Origin of the sequence: Rossellomorea sp. SC111 (assembly GCF_024733565.1) — a bacterium.
In the GTDB taxonomy this organism is placed as follows: domain Bacteria; phylum Bacillota; class Bacilli; order Bacillales; family Bacillaceae_B; genus Rossellomorea.
This window is the reverse complement of sequence record NZ_JANIOC010000001.1, coordinates 135,717-150,481: the sequence shown is the minus strand read 5'-3', so window position 1 is coordinate 150,481 and position 14,765 is coordinate 135,717. Positions and strand designations below refer to the sequence as shown.

Genomic DNA, 14,765 nt, shown 5'->3' with positions numbered 1-14,765 from the left:
AGAGCTTAATGTGACTTAAACTTAATGATGAAAGAAAAACGGACCTTTTAAAAAGGATTCTGCAGAGGAGGGAAAACCATGACCACCCCTGTTTCTGTCAACGAGAAGAAAGAATTTATCCGCTGGTTTTTGAACCGATATCAATTAAAACGAAGAGAATGCGTGTGGATCTTGAATTATCTGATGAGCCATGACCAACTAATGAAAAAGGTTCACTTTGTTGAAGAATCCCAGTACTGCCCAAGAGGCCTGGTGATGTCCACGCATTGTGTAGAAGATGTGCCATTCCGTTTCTACAAAGAGAATATCATGACAACGGACGCAGAAAAGTCATTTCATGATATCCGATTGAACAAGGATGAAGATATTTACATTCAGCTTAACTTCAGTAAGGCCAATTCCAGTTATCAGTTTGCAGCCGTACTGGAAGAAAATCCGTTTATGCCGAAATACTTACTTATCAATGAAAAAGACAGAGTGGTAGCTGAACAGTTTCTAGAAGACAGCCTGCAGACGTTCAGGAAGGACCGCTTGTTAAAGGCCATCGACCAAGCATTGGATACCGGAGATCAAAAGACTTTCAATAAATTGACCAAGGAATTGAATAGCTTGACATGATAAGTCGAATGAAGAGAAACACCCTCTCTTCATTCGATTTTTTATTGTCTTTTTTAGATAGTAAGATTAAGAATGGTGCATACTATGAACGAGGCTCTTTTCGTGCCCTTTAGCGAGTATTTCACCGGGAAGCACGTTTTGTATGTAAAGCGTTTGGATAAAAAAGTGAAATCGCTTTATATGAGAGGATATAAAGTGATAAGATTGGAAGTGGAAAATGAAAGAAAAAAGTGAGGGCGTTATACATGAATTGGAACGTAAAGGATATTGAAGTGTTTGAAGCCGAAAAAGCATATGTAGATACGGCTGTCATTCCCGTTGTCCCTGTTGATTTCGGGAAGGATATAAGAGTCTCAGCAGCACAATCAGAGTTTATCAATCTACTCACCTTACACCTGGAAAGGCAATTCAAAGGAAGAATGATGGTGACCCCTTCATTTACGTATAGAATGTCATCATCGATGGATCGCGAGGTATCCGAATTATCCCAGTGGGCCGACGAATTAACCGGGAGTGGTGTGAAGCATGTCTTCTTTCTCACTTCAGACAGCGGGTGGAAAAAGGTCGAGGATAAACTAAGTGAAGGCTTAATCTGGGTCCCATCCATCCCACTTGAAAATCTGGACGAACAATATAAGCATTCAATCATGGAAGATCAGGTAAAGCAGCTGTTAAATGTGATTGTACAAAAATGGCAAAAAAATTCATAAAAACTTCACATTGTTTCCATCTTTTAGATTAGAGAGTTATTGACCTTGTATAGAGTTTAATATATCATAGTTATGTCCTAGTTTTATATTTGTGCGAAATATGTCCGACGGACTTACCTTACGATAGAGGGGGGAAAAGGATGAGCAAACATCGTGTATCTAGACGTCAATTCCTTAACTATACACTTACGGGTGTAGGCGGTTTCATGGCGGCGGGAATGTTAATGCCGATGGTTCGCTTTGCAGTGGATCCAGTGTTGAAAACGGAAGCTGCAGGAGATTTTAGAGCGACTAAGCAAAAGGTTTCAGAATTATCGAATGAACCAGTACGTGTCGATTTCTCATATGAGCAAAAAGATGCGTGGTACACATCAGAAGTTACACAAACCGCTTGGGTATATAAGAACAAAGAAGACAAAGTCATTGCTCTTTCACCGGTTTGTAAGCACCTCGGTTGTACAGTTAACTGGAATGGGAATCCGGATCATAAAGAAATGTTCTATTGCCCATGTCATGGTGGAATGTATCACAAGAACGGTGAGAATGTACCAGGTACACCACCGACAGCACCGTTGGATTCATATCCGACAAAAGTAAAAGATGGAATTCTTTATCTTGGACAACCAGAACCAAATAAATTTGTTAAGTAAGGGGGCGTAATCTGTGCTGAACAAGATCTATGATTGGGTTGACGAGCGTTTAGACATTACGCCTTTGTGGCGCGATATCGCGGATCACGAAGTTCCTGAACATGTAAACCCTGCGCATCACTTTTCTGCGTTTGTTTACTGCTTCGGAGGATTAACATTCTTCGTAACCGTCATTCAAATTTTATCCGGAATGTTCTTAACGATGTACTATGTTCCAGATATTAAAAACGCTTGGGAATCTGTGTATTATCTGCAAAATGAAGTTGCATTTGGACAAATTGTCCGCGGAATGCATCACTGGGGAGCCAGTTTGGTTATCGTAATGATGTTCTTACATACACTGCGTGTCTTCTTCCAAGGTGCATACAAAAAACCTCGTGAATTGAACTGGGTTGTTGGGGTTCTTATTTTCTTCGTAATGTTAGGGCTTGGTTTCACAGGCTATTTACTGCCGTGGGATATGAAAGCGCTATTCGCGACGAAAGTAGGTCTTGAAATAGCAGGTGCCACTCCATTTATCGGAGACCAGGTGAAAATGTTATTAGCGGGAGATGCCCATATCGTCGGGGCACAGACTCTGACTCGATTCTTCGCTATTCACGTATTCTTCCTGCCTGCTGCTCTACTTGGTTTGATGGGAGCTCACTTCCTGATGATCCGTAAGCAGGGTATTTCCGGACCACTATAAGAAACGATTGTAAATGATTAACCTAATAAAAGGAGGGGGACACTATGCATCGAGGAAAAGGGATGAAGTTTGTAGGGGACTCCCGGGTTCCTGCAGACAGAAAGCCGAATATACCGAAAGACTATTCGGAGTTCCCTGGTAAAACAGAAGCTTTCTGGCCAAACTTCTTATTGAAGGAGTGGCTGGTAGGAGCTGTTTTCCTTATCGGATATCTTTGTTTAACGGTTGCTCATCCATCACCGTTAGAACGTATAGCCGATCCGACAGATACTGGATATATTCCATTACCTGACTGGTATTTCTTATTCTTATACCAATTACTTAAGTACACATATGCATCAGGACCTTATAATGTTATCGGAGCGTTCGTCATTCCTGGAATCGCGTTTGGGGCACTTTTACTTGCACCATTCATCGATAAAGGACCTGAACGCCGTCCAACAAAACGTCCTTTTGCAGTAGGATTCATGTTATTGGCTTTGGCAGCTACGTACTTCCTGACTTGGGAATCCGTTGCGACTCATGACTGGGAAGCGGCAGAGGAACAAGGGAAGATCCGTGCAGAGGTAGATATCGATAAAGAATCTGAAGGATATAAAATATTTGCTGATCAGAAGAATGGCTGTATCAACTGTCATGGTGAGAACTTGCAAGGTGGGGCGGGTCCTTCCTTAATCGGAACGGGTCTTGCACCTGAAGAAATTGCGAAAATTGCTAAAAACGGTAAACCACCGGGCATGCCTGCAGGTTTATTTAAAGGGACAGATGAAGAGTTGAAGAAACTCTCTGAATTCATCTCTGGTTTAGAAGAATAATGTTGAGAAAGGGCCGGCAGCTGTTGGCCCTTTTTTTCTACTTGAAAGTGAGGTACTAACATGCTCTGGATCATGACGATCTTAAGAAATAAAACATTTTTATGGTTGCTGCTTATAGTGAATGTTTTCGGTACCGTCTACGGATACATATGGTATATTCCACAACTCCAAAATACTCCTCCCCAGTTTTTACTGTTTGTCCCGGATAGTCCGACAGCCAGTCTGTTTTTTTGCTTCGTATTGATCGCATTTATACTGAATCGGAATTGGCCGATTTTCGAAGTGCTTGCCATCATCACCCTGTTTAAATACGGTGTTTGGGCAGTGATCATGAATCTGTTGACCCTCATGGTATCAGGTGACTTGCCTTGGGAAGGATATATGCTGATGGCTTCACACGGGGCAATGGCCGTACAGGGTATCCTATACTCTTCATTTTATCGGGTGAAGTTGTGGCATATTGCCGCAGGGGCTGTCTGGACCATCCATAATGATATCATCGATTATGTTTTCATGCAGTTTCCGGTATACTCAAAACTCTATATGTATATTCAGGATATAGGATATTTCACTTTCTGGCTAAGCATCATCTCCATTGCCATTGCGTATTATTTCACTCAGAAAACAAATCGTCTCTCCCTTGACTATTAGTTTAACTGATTTATGGTCTACTCTTGTCCACCCCTTCATACACTTTATTAGTAGTTTTAGGGGGGACAAGTATGAAATTAATCCAATTTTTTATCACGCTTTTCTTATTTCTCATTTTAGTACCTCACCCATTAATCGCTGTAGAATCTCCGTCTCCAATCAACGAGCTCGATGAAATATCAGATCAGGCTTTACAGATGACTAAGGCCGGAAGATATGAAGAAGCCAAACATCTGTTGGTTTATTTCTCCGAAGAATTTGCCTCATTGAGTGCCCAACAGTCCTTCTCAATGGATGAGCTTAGAATTCTTACCATTTCACATAATCTTGCATTGGAAAGTATCAACCAATCCTCCCTTGCTCTTGAGGAAAGGGTGAACGCCGTTACGAAGTTCCGCCTGGTGATGGATGCCTTAAACAGTCAGCATCAGCCTTTATGGGTCGAAATGGAAGACCCGATAATGGAAGCCTTTAATGGTGTAAAGGTTGCGGCGGAAAATGGAAACGTTAATGAATATCAAACGACATTGAATGTATTTTTATCAAAATATAATATCATTCAACCGAGTATTAAATTGGATATTCCAGTTGAGCGTGCTCAATCACTGGATGCTAGGATCACTTACTTAGATCACTATCGCCAGGATGTGCTGGAAGGGGAGCAAACGATGAGCGAGCTGACGGCTTTGGAAACGGATCTCCAAAACCTATTCGAGAACATGACAGAGGATGAAGCGGATCCTTCCCTTTGGTGGGTCATCATATCGACTGGCAGTATCATTGTTTCTACATTATCTTATGTAGGTTGGAGAAAATATAAGGGACAGGGTGAAGTGAAAAAGTCTGAACGTCAAAAAAATTGACAGTGCGATGATGGCGCTATAAAATTTAGTTAATCTAAACATCTGGAGGTTTTTGCGAAAATGGCAGGATTTTTGATTTACTTTTTACTGATTGCTCTTATTCCCATCGGAGCACAGATGCGTGTAAAGAGTACGTTTAAGAAATATTCAAAAGTGGCCACCACTTCGGGGATGACCGGCAGGGAAATGGCCAGAAGGATTCTTGATGAAAATGGTTTGCATAACGTAAAAGTCGTGGAGGGCAGAGGGTTTCTGAGTGATCACTATAATCCCTTGACCAAAACGGTTGCCCTATCACCCGATAACTACCACGGGCATTCGGTAGCCGGAGCGGCAGTGGCTGCGCATGAAGTGGGACACGCCATACAGGATGCTGAAAGCTATGCGTTTCTAAGATTCCGCCATGCCCTCGTACCGGTAGCAAATATCGGTTCTAATATGTCCTGGATCTTCTTGATGATTGGTATTTTCACTCAATTGTCCGGTATGTTCCTGCTCGGGATCGTATTGATGGCTGCAGGGGTTGTGTTCCAATTGATCACGCTTCCTGTTGAGTTCAATGCTTCATCGAGGGCGATGAATCAAATCGTTTCCCTTGGATTGATCCGTAATGAAGAAGAGCGTCATGCCAGAAAGGTGCTGAACGCAGCTGCCATGACGTATGTAGCGGCAGCGGCAGTGGCAATCATTGAACTGTTAAGACTGGTACTTATTTTCACCGGGATGAATGGTGACGATTAAGAATACAATTAAAGCAGCCGGACTCGAGGATTCCAGAGTCCGGCTGCTTTTGGTTTGAAGTAGAATCTCTCTAGTCCAGTATAGGGTTCTTATCTGCATCGAGTGTGAATCCTTCGCCGAGAACGTCATGGACAACAGTGACGGATACGAAGGCGTGAGGATCAACGCTTGTGATGATGTTTTTCAGTCTGACGATTTCGTTTTTCCCGACTACGCAGTATAGAACTTCCCGCTCTTGTTTCGTAAATGAGCCGTGGCCGCGTAACACGGTCACTCCACGGTCCATTTTCTCATTGATGACAGTGGCGATTTCTTCATTGCGTTCTGAAATGATCATGGCCCCCCTTGCAGAGTAAGCCCCTTCCTGCATGAAATCGATGACCCTTGCAGCCACAAAAACAGCGACCAGAGTGTACATCGCTTCCCGGTATTCTAAATACGTAATGAGTGAGACGCCGATGACGACGGCATCAAACATGAACATCGTCTTTCCCATGCTCCACCCTATGTATTTATGGGCAAGTCTTGCGATGATATCGACCCCGCCTGTCGTACCTCCGTATCTGAAGATGATCCCCAGTCCAATTCCAATGAAAACACCCGCAAATAAGGCCGCGAGAAAAAGGTCCCCTTCCAGGTTGATGGTCATTTGATACCGTTGGAAAATCCATAGAAATACGGATAGAGCTACAGTCCCAATCACAGTATAATAGAAAGCTTTCTTCCCGAGGAGTTTCCATCCCAGGAAAAATAGGGGTATATTTAAGGCAAGGTTGGAGTATGACGGATCGATATCAAATAAGAAATAAAGGATGAGCGTTATTCCCGTGAATCCACCTTCAGCCAGTTTATTTTGGATATTAAAATGTACGAGTCCAAAAGCAAATATAGCCGAACCTAATAAGATGAACAATATATTTTTAATACGTAATCCCAACATCTGTGTTTCCCTCCTTTTAAAGTATTATCTAAGTTGACAGAGACATTATATAAGAAGAAAAACAAACTGGCAACGAAGACTTTCAAAATCAAACGTAATATTTGTCAAACGGGAAGGATTTAGCTAACATGATAGGAGATAATGAAGGAGTGAGGCTTCTTATGGAAGAAAGTAAAACGATGAAGCAATTACAAAAAGAAGTGGACCAATACATAAGTCAATTCAAAGAGGGTTATTTCAGTCCATTGGCGATGGTGGCACGTCTTACCGAGGAACTTGGTGAATTAGCGAGAGAAGTGAATCATTACCATGGTGAAAAGCCAAAGAAACATACAGAAAAAGAAAACACCATCGAGGAAGAGCTGGGGGATCTGTTGTTTGTCATCATCTGTCTGGCCAACTCCCTGGATATCAGCCTTGAAGAAGCCCATAATACGGTAATGCATAAGTTTAATACAAGAGATAAAGATCGATGGACCAGAATCGAAAGTGGGGATAAAGATGGAGCAAATTAACATCACGATTGCAGGACCGAGAGGAAGAATGGGGAAGGAAGCTGTTCAATTGGTGGAGGACACCGACCATTTTACTCTTATTAGCGTAATCGATCACAAGATGGAAACGGATCTGGATGTACCGGTGTATACAGATATAGAGGCATGTTTTCAAGATGAGGCTCCACATGTGTTGATTGACTTGACGACTCCTGAAGTCGGGTATCATCATACTAAAACGGCCTTGGAATACGGGGTCAGGCCGGTTGTCGGGACAACGGGCTTTTCTGCAGATGAATTGCATGAATTGAAGGAACTGGCAGAATCCAAGTCAATTGGATGTATCATTGCTCCCAATTTCGCGATTGGAGCCGTGCTTATGATGAAATTCTCGCAGATGGCTGCAAAATATTTCGATGATGTAGAAATCATTGAATTGCATCATGATCGAAAATTGGATGCACCATCGGGTACGGCGGTGAAAACGGCGGAAATGATCAGGGAAGTAAGGCAATCAAAGGAGCAGGGGCATCCTGATGAAAAGGAAACCCATAGCGGTGCCAGGGGAGCAAATGTAGATGGAATGCATATTCACAGCGTCCGACTTCCGGGCCTCATTGCCCATCAGCAGGTAATGTTAGGAGCGGAAGGACAAACATTGACGATACGCCATGATTCCTTTAACAGAGGAAGCTTCATGTCGGGAGTGAAGGTTTCAGTGGACACGGTCATGAAACTGGACACATTAGTGTATGGACTTGAAAATATATTAGACTAAAGGGTGAGTGTTATGAATATTGCGTTGATTGCTCATGATAAGAAAAAAGATGATCTTATTCGTTTTGTGCTCGCATACAAGTCAATCATAGGGAAACACTCCCTCTTTGCCACGGGGACAACGGGAAAAAGAATTTGCGAAGAAACGGGTTTATCCGTCCATCGATTCCGTTCAGGCCCTTTGGGAGGGGACCAGGAAATAGGTTCATACATCGCTAATAATAAAATGGACCTTATCCTCTTCTTCCGGGATCCCCTGACCGCACAGCCCCATGAACCGGACGTGTCGGCTTTGATCAGGCTTTGTGATGTGTACGCCGTACCGCTCGCGACCAATATGGGTACTGCTGAAGTACTGGTAAAGGGTCTTGAAAGAGGGGACATTGCGTGGCGGAGTGTAGTGAAAGAGAAGGAGGGATAACGTGGATCAACAAATAGACATCCTTGCGTTCGGAGCGCATGCAGATGATGTGGAAATCGGTATGGGAGGTACCCTGGCGAAATATGCTGCTGAGGGAAAGAATATTGTCATCTGTGATATGACAAAGGCAGAGCTGTCTTCCAATGGGACGGTTTCCTTGCGAAAAGAGGAAGCGCTGAGGGCAGCAGACATATTAGGGGCATATAAGAGAGTGACCCTCGATATACCCGATCGGGGAATATACATAACGGACGATCACATTGAGAAAGTCGTCAACTTGATTAGAACGTATAAACCGAAAGCAATATTTGCGCCATTTGATCAAGATCGCCATCCTGATCATGGAAATGCTTCCCGACTGGTGAAAGAGGCATTTTTTTCTGCGGGAATCCGGAAGTTTCATTCTGAAATCCCGGTCCATAAAACGGATCACCTTTATTTCTATATGATCAACGGCTTTCATAAACCTCAATTTGTCGTGGATATCGAGCCTTATATGCAGGAAAAGATTTCCAGTCTTCAAGCGTATGGAAGCCAATTCTCTAAAGGATCCGACGGGGTGTCGACACCTTTAACAGACGGATACATCGAAGCCGTCGAAGCAAGGGAGAGAATGATGGGGAAAGAAGCCGGTCTCCGTTATGCAGAAGGATTCTTTTCCTATAACACCCTTATCTTGCATCATGATTTGTTAGGAGATTAAGTGTATGAAGAAGTTAAAGATAGGAATTACCTGCTATCCGACGGTGGGAGGATCAGGAGTAGTGGCAACGGAGCTAGGGAAATTACTGGCTGAGAAAGGTCATGAAATACATTTTATTACCTCGAGCATCCCGTTCAGATTGAACAAAATGTATCATAATATTTATTTTCATCAAGTGGAAGTGAGTCAATATTCAGTGTTTCAATATCCTCCTTATGATCTCGCACTGGCGAATAAGATGGCGGAAATCACGGAACGGGAAAACCTGGATATCCTGCATGTTCATTACGCGATCCCCCATGCTGTCTGTGCCATATTGGGGAAACAAATGTCCGGGAAAGACGTAAAGATCGTCACCACATTACACGGCACGGATATTACGGTTCTTGGGTACGATCCATCTCTGACCGGTGCCATTCGCTTCGGCATTGAAAAGTCGGATGTCGTGACCGCGGTTTCTTCCGCTTTAGTAAAACAGACCCATGATTTGATCCAGCCTGATAAAGAGATCCAAACGGTTTATAATTTTATTGATGAGAGGGTATACAGGGAAGTGGATTCCCGCCATCTGAGAAGCGAATATGGAATTAAGGATCATGAAAAAGTCATCATCCATGTATCAAACTTCCGTGGTGTGAAAAGGGTGAGCGATGTTGTCGCTTCTTTCAACCTCATCCAGAAGGAAATTCCATCCAAGCTTCTCCTTGTAGGGGACGGACCTGAAATGACACTCATATGCAAACAGGTAAAGGAGCTCGGATTAGAAGACCGGGTTTTATTCCTTGGAAAACAAGATAATCTGGAAGAACTATATTCGCTCAGTGATATCAAACTATTACTTTCAGAAAAAGAGAGCTTCGGCTTAGTCGCACTCGAGGCGATGGCTTGTGGTGTTCCAAGCATCGGCACGAATGTAGGGGGTATCCCTGAAGTGATAGAGGATGGATACAACGGCTTTATCTGTGAAATCGGAAACGTCAAACAAATTGCCGGAAAAGCATTGCAATTGCTGAAGGATGATGAGCTCCATATGGAATTATCGAAGAATGCCCTCCAAACAGCACGGACGAAATTTCACTCGAGCAAAATAGTCGAACAGTATGAACGAATCTATAAGAATCTTTTGTGAACAGTCTGGGATCTGTAAAGACGATTGAAGAAAAGCAGGTGTTAAGAATGTTACCGACCATATTCCAACAAGCTGTTCCCGTATTGAAAAAGCTTGAAAAGGCAGGGTTCGAAGCCTATTTCGTTGGAGGATCCGTCCGGGATCACTTACTTGGCAGAACGATCAATGACGTAGATATCGCCACTTCTGCCTACCCGGAAGAGGTGAAAGCGGTTTTCCATAGAACGATTGATATCGGTATTGAACATGGCACGGTCCTCGTTTTGGAAGAAGGCAGAGAATATGAAATCACCACGTTCAGAACCGAGTCTTCCTATACGGATTATAGAAGGCCTGATAAGGTAGAATTTATCCGTTCACTCGTCGGGGATTTGAAGCGCCGGGATTTCACCATGAACAGCATGGCAATGAACGGGGATGGCTTGATCATTGATCCTTATCATGGTAAAGAAGATATACATAATCGGTTGATACGGACCGTAGGCTCACCGGAAATGAGGTTTACTGAGGATGCCTTGCGCATGATGAGGGCAGTCCGGTTTGTCAGTCAGCTCGGCTTCGGTCTCGAATCCTCTACATTAACAAACCTTAGGGAGCACTCGCGGTTGCTCGAGCATATAGCAGTCGAAAGAAAAACAATGGAATTCGAGAAAATACTGGCTGGCCAATGGAAGCAAGAAGGGCTGAATCTCCTTGTGGGCACCAATTTGTATAAGGAGCTTCCCTTTCTAAGTGGATACGGTGCAGAGCTCAAAGCGTTGGCGGACCTCCCTTGTTTGGACACATTAAATAAAGATCAAGCCTGGCTGATTTTACTGACATATATAGGGGAGGTAGATGTGCAGGGCTTCCTGAAAGGGTGGAGGCTTCCTGTCAAAATGATCAGGGGCCGTTCCAAAGAGCTTGATATTTTAAAGGAACGTAAATCTGGATGGACAAAGCCATTACTATATCGTGCCGGGCTAGAAGCTGCACTTAATGTTGAAAAGGTATACGGCTGCTTGGAACCGTCATCAGACTTTTCTCTGGAAAGAGTAATGGAGCAATATCAGAAGCTCGCAATCTTGTCCAGGCAGGAACTCGATGTAACAGGTACGGACTTAATGGAATGGGCTGGCCAAAAGGGTGGTCCATGGGTGAAAGAACGATTGCTTGAAATTGAATCAGCTATCATTAATGAGACAATCCCCAATGATAAAGAAGAGATAAGGAGGTGGCTCGCAACATGCAATCGACTATAAGAAAAAAAGTTCTTCAAGCGTTATTCGAATCGGATCAGGAATTTTTATCCGGACAAGCCCTGGCTGATATTGCAGGTTGTTCGCGTACTGCGATCTGGAAACATATCGAAGAGCTTCGTAAAGAAGGTTTTGTATTGGAAGCGGTAAGGAAAAAAGGATATCGGATTATTGAGACTCCTGATAGTGTCACAGAAAGTAAAATACGTTTAGGCCTTCAAACCCATATGTTAGGGACCGCGATCCATTATGAAGAATCTGTTCCAAGTACCCAGCGGATCGCTCATACCCTTGCAAGTGACGGAGCGGAAGAAGGTACGTTGGTCATCGCTGACGAACAGACTGCCGGAAGGGGCAGATTGATGAGGGAGTGGCATTCCTCGAAAGGTACGGGAATTTGGATGAGTTTAATCTTAAAGCCGCACTTGCCGCCTCAAAAGGCCCCTCAATTCACACTCATTGCAGCCGTGGCCGTGGTCCAGGCGATCGAGGAGGTTACCGGCCTCCATCCAGAGATCAAATGGCCAAACGATATACTCATCGACGGGAAAAAGGTGACGGGCATCCTGACGGAACTTCAGGCGGAATCGGATAAAATCAATTCCATCATTATCGGGATCGGGATGAATGTCAACCAGACGAAAGACCATTTCCCCGATGAGATTCAAAAGATTGCAACGTCCCTATCCATCGAGGAAGGAAGTACCTTATCAAGGTCTGTCATTGTCCAAAGATTACTGGAACGGATAGAGGCGTTGTATTCACTCTACATGAAAGAAGGATTCACACCGATCAAGCTTTTATGGGAAAGCTATGCCATCAGTATCGGGAAGAAGATCCGGGCAAGGACCATCAATGGAACCATTGAAGGCAGGGCACTCGGAATCACGGATGAAGGGGTACTGAAGATCGAAGACTCAGGCGGGACAATCCATCAGATCTACTCCGCCGATATTGAAGTGAATGTTTGAACTTGCAGCGGGATGGAAATCTGTGTAGCCATCCCGTACTTTTATGGTATAATCCAATTGGGCAGTATCCTTGGAACTGCACCTCGAAAGAACGTACATTCAATTTTCAATACTATTTCTGCCTTGATCCATTGTGGACTGGGACAGAGGGTCGAAACAATGATATAAAACACTTATGATCCTTCTGTCATTTTTTCAGGAGGTTTTTTTGTATTCATCATGAAAGTGCTTTCATTTCGTTTCGTCTCCTCTGACTGAAAAGAAGGAGGATCACATGAAACAAACAACAGATTTTCTTAAGATGAAGAATGAAAAAGAAAAGATTGCCATGGTTACAGCGTATGATTATCCAAGTGCGAAAGTAGCCGAGGAAGCGGGAATCGATGTCATTCTGGTGGGAGACAGCCTGGGTATGGTCGTGTTGGGATATGATTCTACGGTACCTGTGACGGTATTCGATATGATTCATCATACGAAGGCGGTAAAAAGAGGGGCACCGAATACGTTTATCGTGACGGATATGCCGTTTATGTCATATCACTTATCGAGGGAAGAAACCCTTAAAACAGCTGCGGACATCCTTCAACAGGGAGGGGCAAATGCTGTAAAGGTCGAGGGAGGCGCCCACGTCATCGATCGAATAAGGGACCTTACAAGTGCGGGGATTCCCGTGGTGGCCCATTTAGGATTGACTCCTCAATCCGTTGGGATACTTGGAGGATATAAAGTGCAGGGTAAGACAGCAGACTCAGCAAAGAAATTGATCGAAGATAGTATCAAATGTGAAGAGGCAGGTGCCTTCGCTCTGGTACTGGAATGTGTACCGAAACAAATCGCAAAGGAGATATCAGAGGCCTTAACGATACCGACAATCGGCATCGGTGCCGGAGTCAACACCGACGGTCAGGTTTTAGTTTTCCATGACCTAGTGACTTATGGTGTGAACCGCGTGCCTAAGTTTGTCAAACAATATGGGAATGCATCTGACGTCATGCATGACAGCCTTAAGAGTTATATTGATGAAGTAAAGGATCAGAGCTTTCCGACAGATGAATATTCCTTTACTATGCGGGATGAGGAACTCCATTCTCTCTATGGCGGGATGAAGAAATGAACGTCATAACAAAGATAAGTGATTTGAGACAGAGTATAGGATCATTGAAGAAAACGGGAAAAACGATCGGATTCGTTCCAACAATGGGATATCTTCATGAGGGGCATTTGACCCTGGCGAAAGAAGCAAGGAACCACAATGAAGTCGTCGTGATGAGTATATTTGTAAACCCCCTGCAGTTCGGGCCGAATGAAGATTTTGACCGCTATCCCCGAGATGTGGAGAGGGATACGGAGTTGGCAACGATGTCAGGGGTGGATATCCTTTTCATTCCTGAAGTGGCTGACATGTACAGGGGGAGTCAGTCAGTGACTATGAGGGTGAAAGAGCGTGTAGATGTACTGTGTGGCCGGAAGCGGGTAGGTCATTTTGATGGAGTCGTGACCGTCCTTGCGAAATTGTTTCATCTTGTACAGCCGACCAGGGCCTACTTTGGCCAGAAGGATGCGCAACAGGTTGCTGTGGTGGAAGGGATGGTGAGCGATTATTTCTTCCCTGTTGAAATCATCCGTGTCCCGACCGTCCGGGAAGAGGATGGACTGGCCAAGAGCTCGAGAAATGTCTACCTGTCTCAAGAGGAGAGACAAGTTGCCCCTATCCTTTATAGAAGTTTGAAAGAAGCGGCTAAACGTGTTGAAGATGGAGAAAGGACTCCATCTGTCATTACGGGGGAAATGTATAGAATCATTCAGGAAAACACTTCAGGTACCATTGATTATGTTGAAGTGTATTCATACCCGGAGCTTGAGGAAATGAAGCGGCTGGAAGGTGACATCATCATAGCTGTAGCCGTTCAATTCCAACAGGCCAGATTAATAGATAATATAATCATCAGTGTACCACCGGAGGAGGATTACCATGTTTAGAACGATGATGAGTGGGAAAATTCATAGAGCGACTGTAACCGAAGCAAACCTTGAGTATGTCGGGAGCATTACCATCGATCAGGATATTCTGGATGCTGTCGGAATGATGGCTAATGAAAAGGTTCAGATTGTCAACAACAATAACGGCGCACGCCTGGAAACCTATATCATACCGGGTGAGAGAGGGAGCGGCGTCATCTGTCTGAACGGTGCGGCTGCAAGACTCGTGCAAAAAGGGGATATCGTCATCATCATATCGTATAAACTTGTTGCTGAGGAAATGGTCCATGACCATATCCCGAAAGTGGCGATCATGGGAGAAAATAACAGGGTGATCGATATGATTGGAACAGAACCGGAAGCGACAATACTATAA

At 44.0% G+C, this 14,765-nt stretch carries 19 protein-coding genes; 18 read left to right on the top strand and 1 reads right to left on the bottom strand.

Annotated features, from left to right (window positions below; genetic code table 11):
• Positions 1 to 78 precede the first annotated feature (78 nt).
• The 8 genes from NQ095_RS00830 to NQ095_RS00795 all read left to right on the top strand — a co-directional run bounded on the left by NQ095_RS00830 (position 79) and on the right by NQ095_RS00795 (position 5,736).
• Entirely contained in the window at positions 79 to 618 is a 540-nt protein-coding gene (locus tag NQ095_RS00830; protein ID WP_258261631.1) for a ReoY family proteolytic degradation factor, read from the top strand.
• A 245-nt stretch (positions 619 to 863) separates the two neighbouring features.
• Positions 864 to 1,328 (top strand): YpiF family protein, encoded by a 465-nt coding sequence (locus NQ095_RS00825; protein ID WP_258261630.1) that lies wholly within the window; start codon positions 864 to 866, stop codon positions 1,326 to 1,328.
• A gap of 140 nt (positions 1,329 to 1,468) precedes the next feature.
• Positions 1,469 to 1,978, top strand: coding sequence for a QcrA and Rieske domain-containing protein (locus tag NQ095_RS00820; RefSeq protein ID WP_258261629.1), 510 nt, complete (start codon positions 1,469 to 1,471; stop codon positions 1,976 to 1,978).
• 13 nt (positions 1,979 to 1,991) lie between these two features.
• Positions 1,992 to 2,666, top strand: a complete 675-nt coding sequence (gene qcrB / locus NQ095_RS00815; RefSeq protein ID WP_032087896.1) for a menaquinol-cytochrome c reductase cytochrome b subunit — start codon at positions 1,992 to 1,994, stop codon at positions 2,664 to 2,666.
• Positions 2,667 to 2,710: 44 nt separating this feature from the next.
• A complete protein-coding gene (locus NQ095_RS00810; protein ID WP_258261628.1) occupies positions 2,711 to 3,481 on the top strand; it encodes a menaquinol-cytochrome c reductase cytochrome b/c subunit in 771 nt (256 codons plus the stop codon).
• Between the two features lie 60 nt (positions 3,482 to 3,541).
• Positions 3,542 to 4,132 carry a lipoprotein heptaprenylglyceryl N-acetyltransferase LhaT gene (gene lhaT / locus NQ095_RS00805; RefSeq protein WP_258261627.1) on the top strand — a complete coding sequence of 197 codons (591 nt, stop codon included), beginning with the start codon at positions 3,542 to 3,544 and terminating at the stop codon, positions 4,130 to 4,132.
• A gap of 71 nt (positions 4,133 to 4,203) precedes the next feature.
• Positions 4,204 to 4,995 carry a sporulation protein YpjB gene (gene ypjB, locus NQ095_RS00800; RefSeq protein WP_258261626.1) on the top strand — a complete coding sequence of 264 codons (792 nt, stop codon included), beginning with the start codon at positions 4,204 to 4,206 and terminating at the stop codon, positions 4,993 to 4,995.
• Between the two features lie 60 nt (positions 4,996 to 5,055).
• Positions 5,056 to 5,736 carry a zinc metallopeptidase gene (locus NQ095_RS00795; RefSeq protein WP_258261625.1) on the top strand — a complete coding sequence of 227 codons (681 nt, stop codon included), beginning with the start codon at positions 5,056 to 5,058 and terminating at the stop codon, positions 5,734 to 5,736.
• 70 nt (positions 5,737 to 5,806) lie between these two features.
• On the opposite strand, the gene NQ095_RS00790 is transcribed toward NQ095_RS00795, so the two are convergent.
• Complete coding sequence (locus NQ095_RS00790) at positions 5,807 to 6,676, bottom strand: YitT family protein (RefSeq protein WP_258261624.1); 870 nt, start codon at positions 6,674 to 6,676, stop codon at positions 5,807 to 5,809.
• Between the two features lie 101 nt (positions 6,677 to 6,777).
• Here NQ095_RS00790 and NQ095_RS00785 point away from each other — a divergent pair, with 101 nt between their 5' ends.
• The 10 genes from NQ095_RS00785 (at position 6,778) to panD (ending at position 14,765) form a co-directional block, all read left to right on the top strand.
• Positions 6,778 to 7,191, top strand: coding sequence for a nucleotide pyrophosphohydrolase (locus NQ095_RS00785; protein ID WP_258261623.1), 414 nt, complete (start codon positions 6,778 to 6,780; stop codon positions 7,189 to 7,191).
• Positions 7,178 to 7,948: a 4-hydroxy-tetrahydrodipicolinate reductase gene (gene dapB, locus NQ095_RS00780; protein WP_258261622.1), complete on the top strand. Its 771-nt coding sequence runs from the start codon at positions 7,178 to 7,180 to the stop codon at positions 7,946 to 7,948. The genes NQ095_RS00785 and dapB overlap by 14 nt, the downstream gene beginning before the upstream one ends.
• Positions 7,949 to 7,960: 12 nt before the next feature.
• Complete coding sequence (gene mgsA, locus NQ095_RS00775) at positions 7,961 to 8,368, top strand: methylglyoxal synthase (protein ID WP_258261621.1); 408 nt, start codon at positions 7,961 to 7,963, stop codon at positions 8,366 to 8,368.
• Between the two features lies 1 nt (position 8,369).
• A complete protein-coding gene (gene bshB1, locus NQ095_RS00770) occupies positions 8,370 to 9,071 on the top strand; it encodes a bacillithiol biosynthesis deacetylase BshB1 (RefSeq protein ID WP_258261620.1) in 702 nt (233 codons plus the stop codon).
• A gap of 4 nt (positions 9,072 to 9,075) precedes the next feature.
• Positions 9,076 to 10,200, top strand: a complete 1,125-nt coding sequence (bshA, locus tag NQ095_RS00765; RefSeq protein ID WP_258261619.1) for an N-acetyl-alpha-D-glucosaminyl L-malate synthase BshA — start codon at positions 9,076 to 9,078, stop codon at positions 10,198 to 10,200.
• A gap of 47 nt (positions 10,201 to 10,247) precedes the next feature.
• On the top strand, positions 10,248 to 11,441 hold the full coding sequence (locus NQ095_RS00760; protein WP_258261618.1) for a CCA tRNA nucleotidyltransferase: 1,194 nt from the start codon (positions 10,248 to 10,250) through the stop codon (positions 11,439 to 11,441).
• Positions 11,426 to 12,409 (top strand): biotin--[acetyl-CoA-carboxylase] ligase, encoded by a 984-nt coding sequence (locus tag NQ095_RS00755; protein WP_258261617.1) that lies wholly within the window; start codon positions 11,426 to 11,428, stop codon positions 12,407 to 12,409. The genes NQ095_RS00760 and NQ095_RS00755 overlap by 16 nt, the downstream gene beginning before the upstream one ends.
• Positions 12,410 to 12,683: 274 nt before the next feature.
• Complete coding sequence (gene panB, locus NQ095_RS00750) at positions 12,684 to 13,523, top strand: 3-methyl-2-oxobutanoate hydroxymethyltransferase (protein ID WP_258261616.1); 840 nt, start codon at positions 12,684 to 12,686, stop codon at positions 13,521 to 13,523.
• Entirely contained in the window at positions 13,520 to 14,389 is an 870-nt protein-coding gene (gene panC / locus NQ095_RS00745) for a pantoate--beta-alanine ligase (protein ID WP_258261615.1), read from the top strand. Before panB ends, panC begins: the two co-directional genes overlap by 4 nt.
• Complete coding sequence (panD, locus tag NQ095_RS00740; RefSeq protein WP_224519640.1) at positions 14,382 to 14,765, top strand: aspartate 1-decarboxylase; 384 nt, start codon at positions 14,382 to 14,384, stop codon at positions 14,763 to 14,765. The genes panC and panD overlap by 8 nt, the downstream gene beginning before the upstream one ends.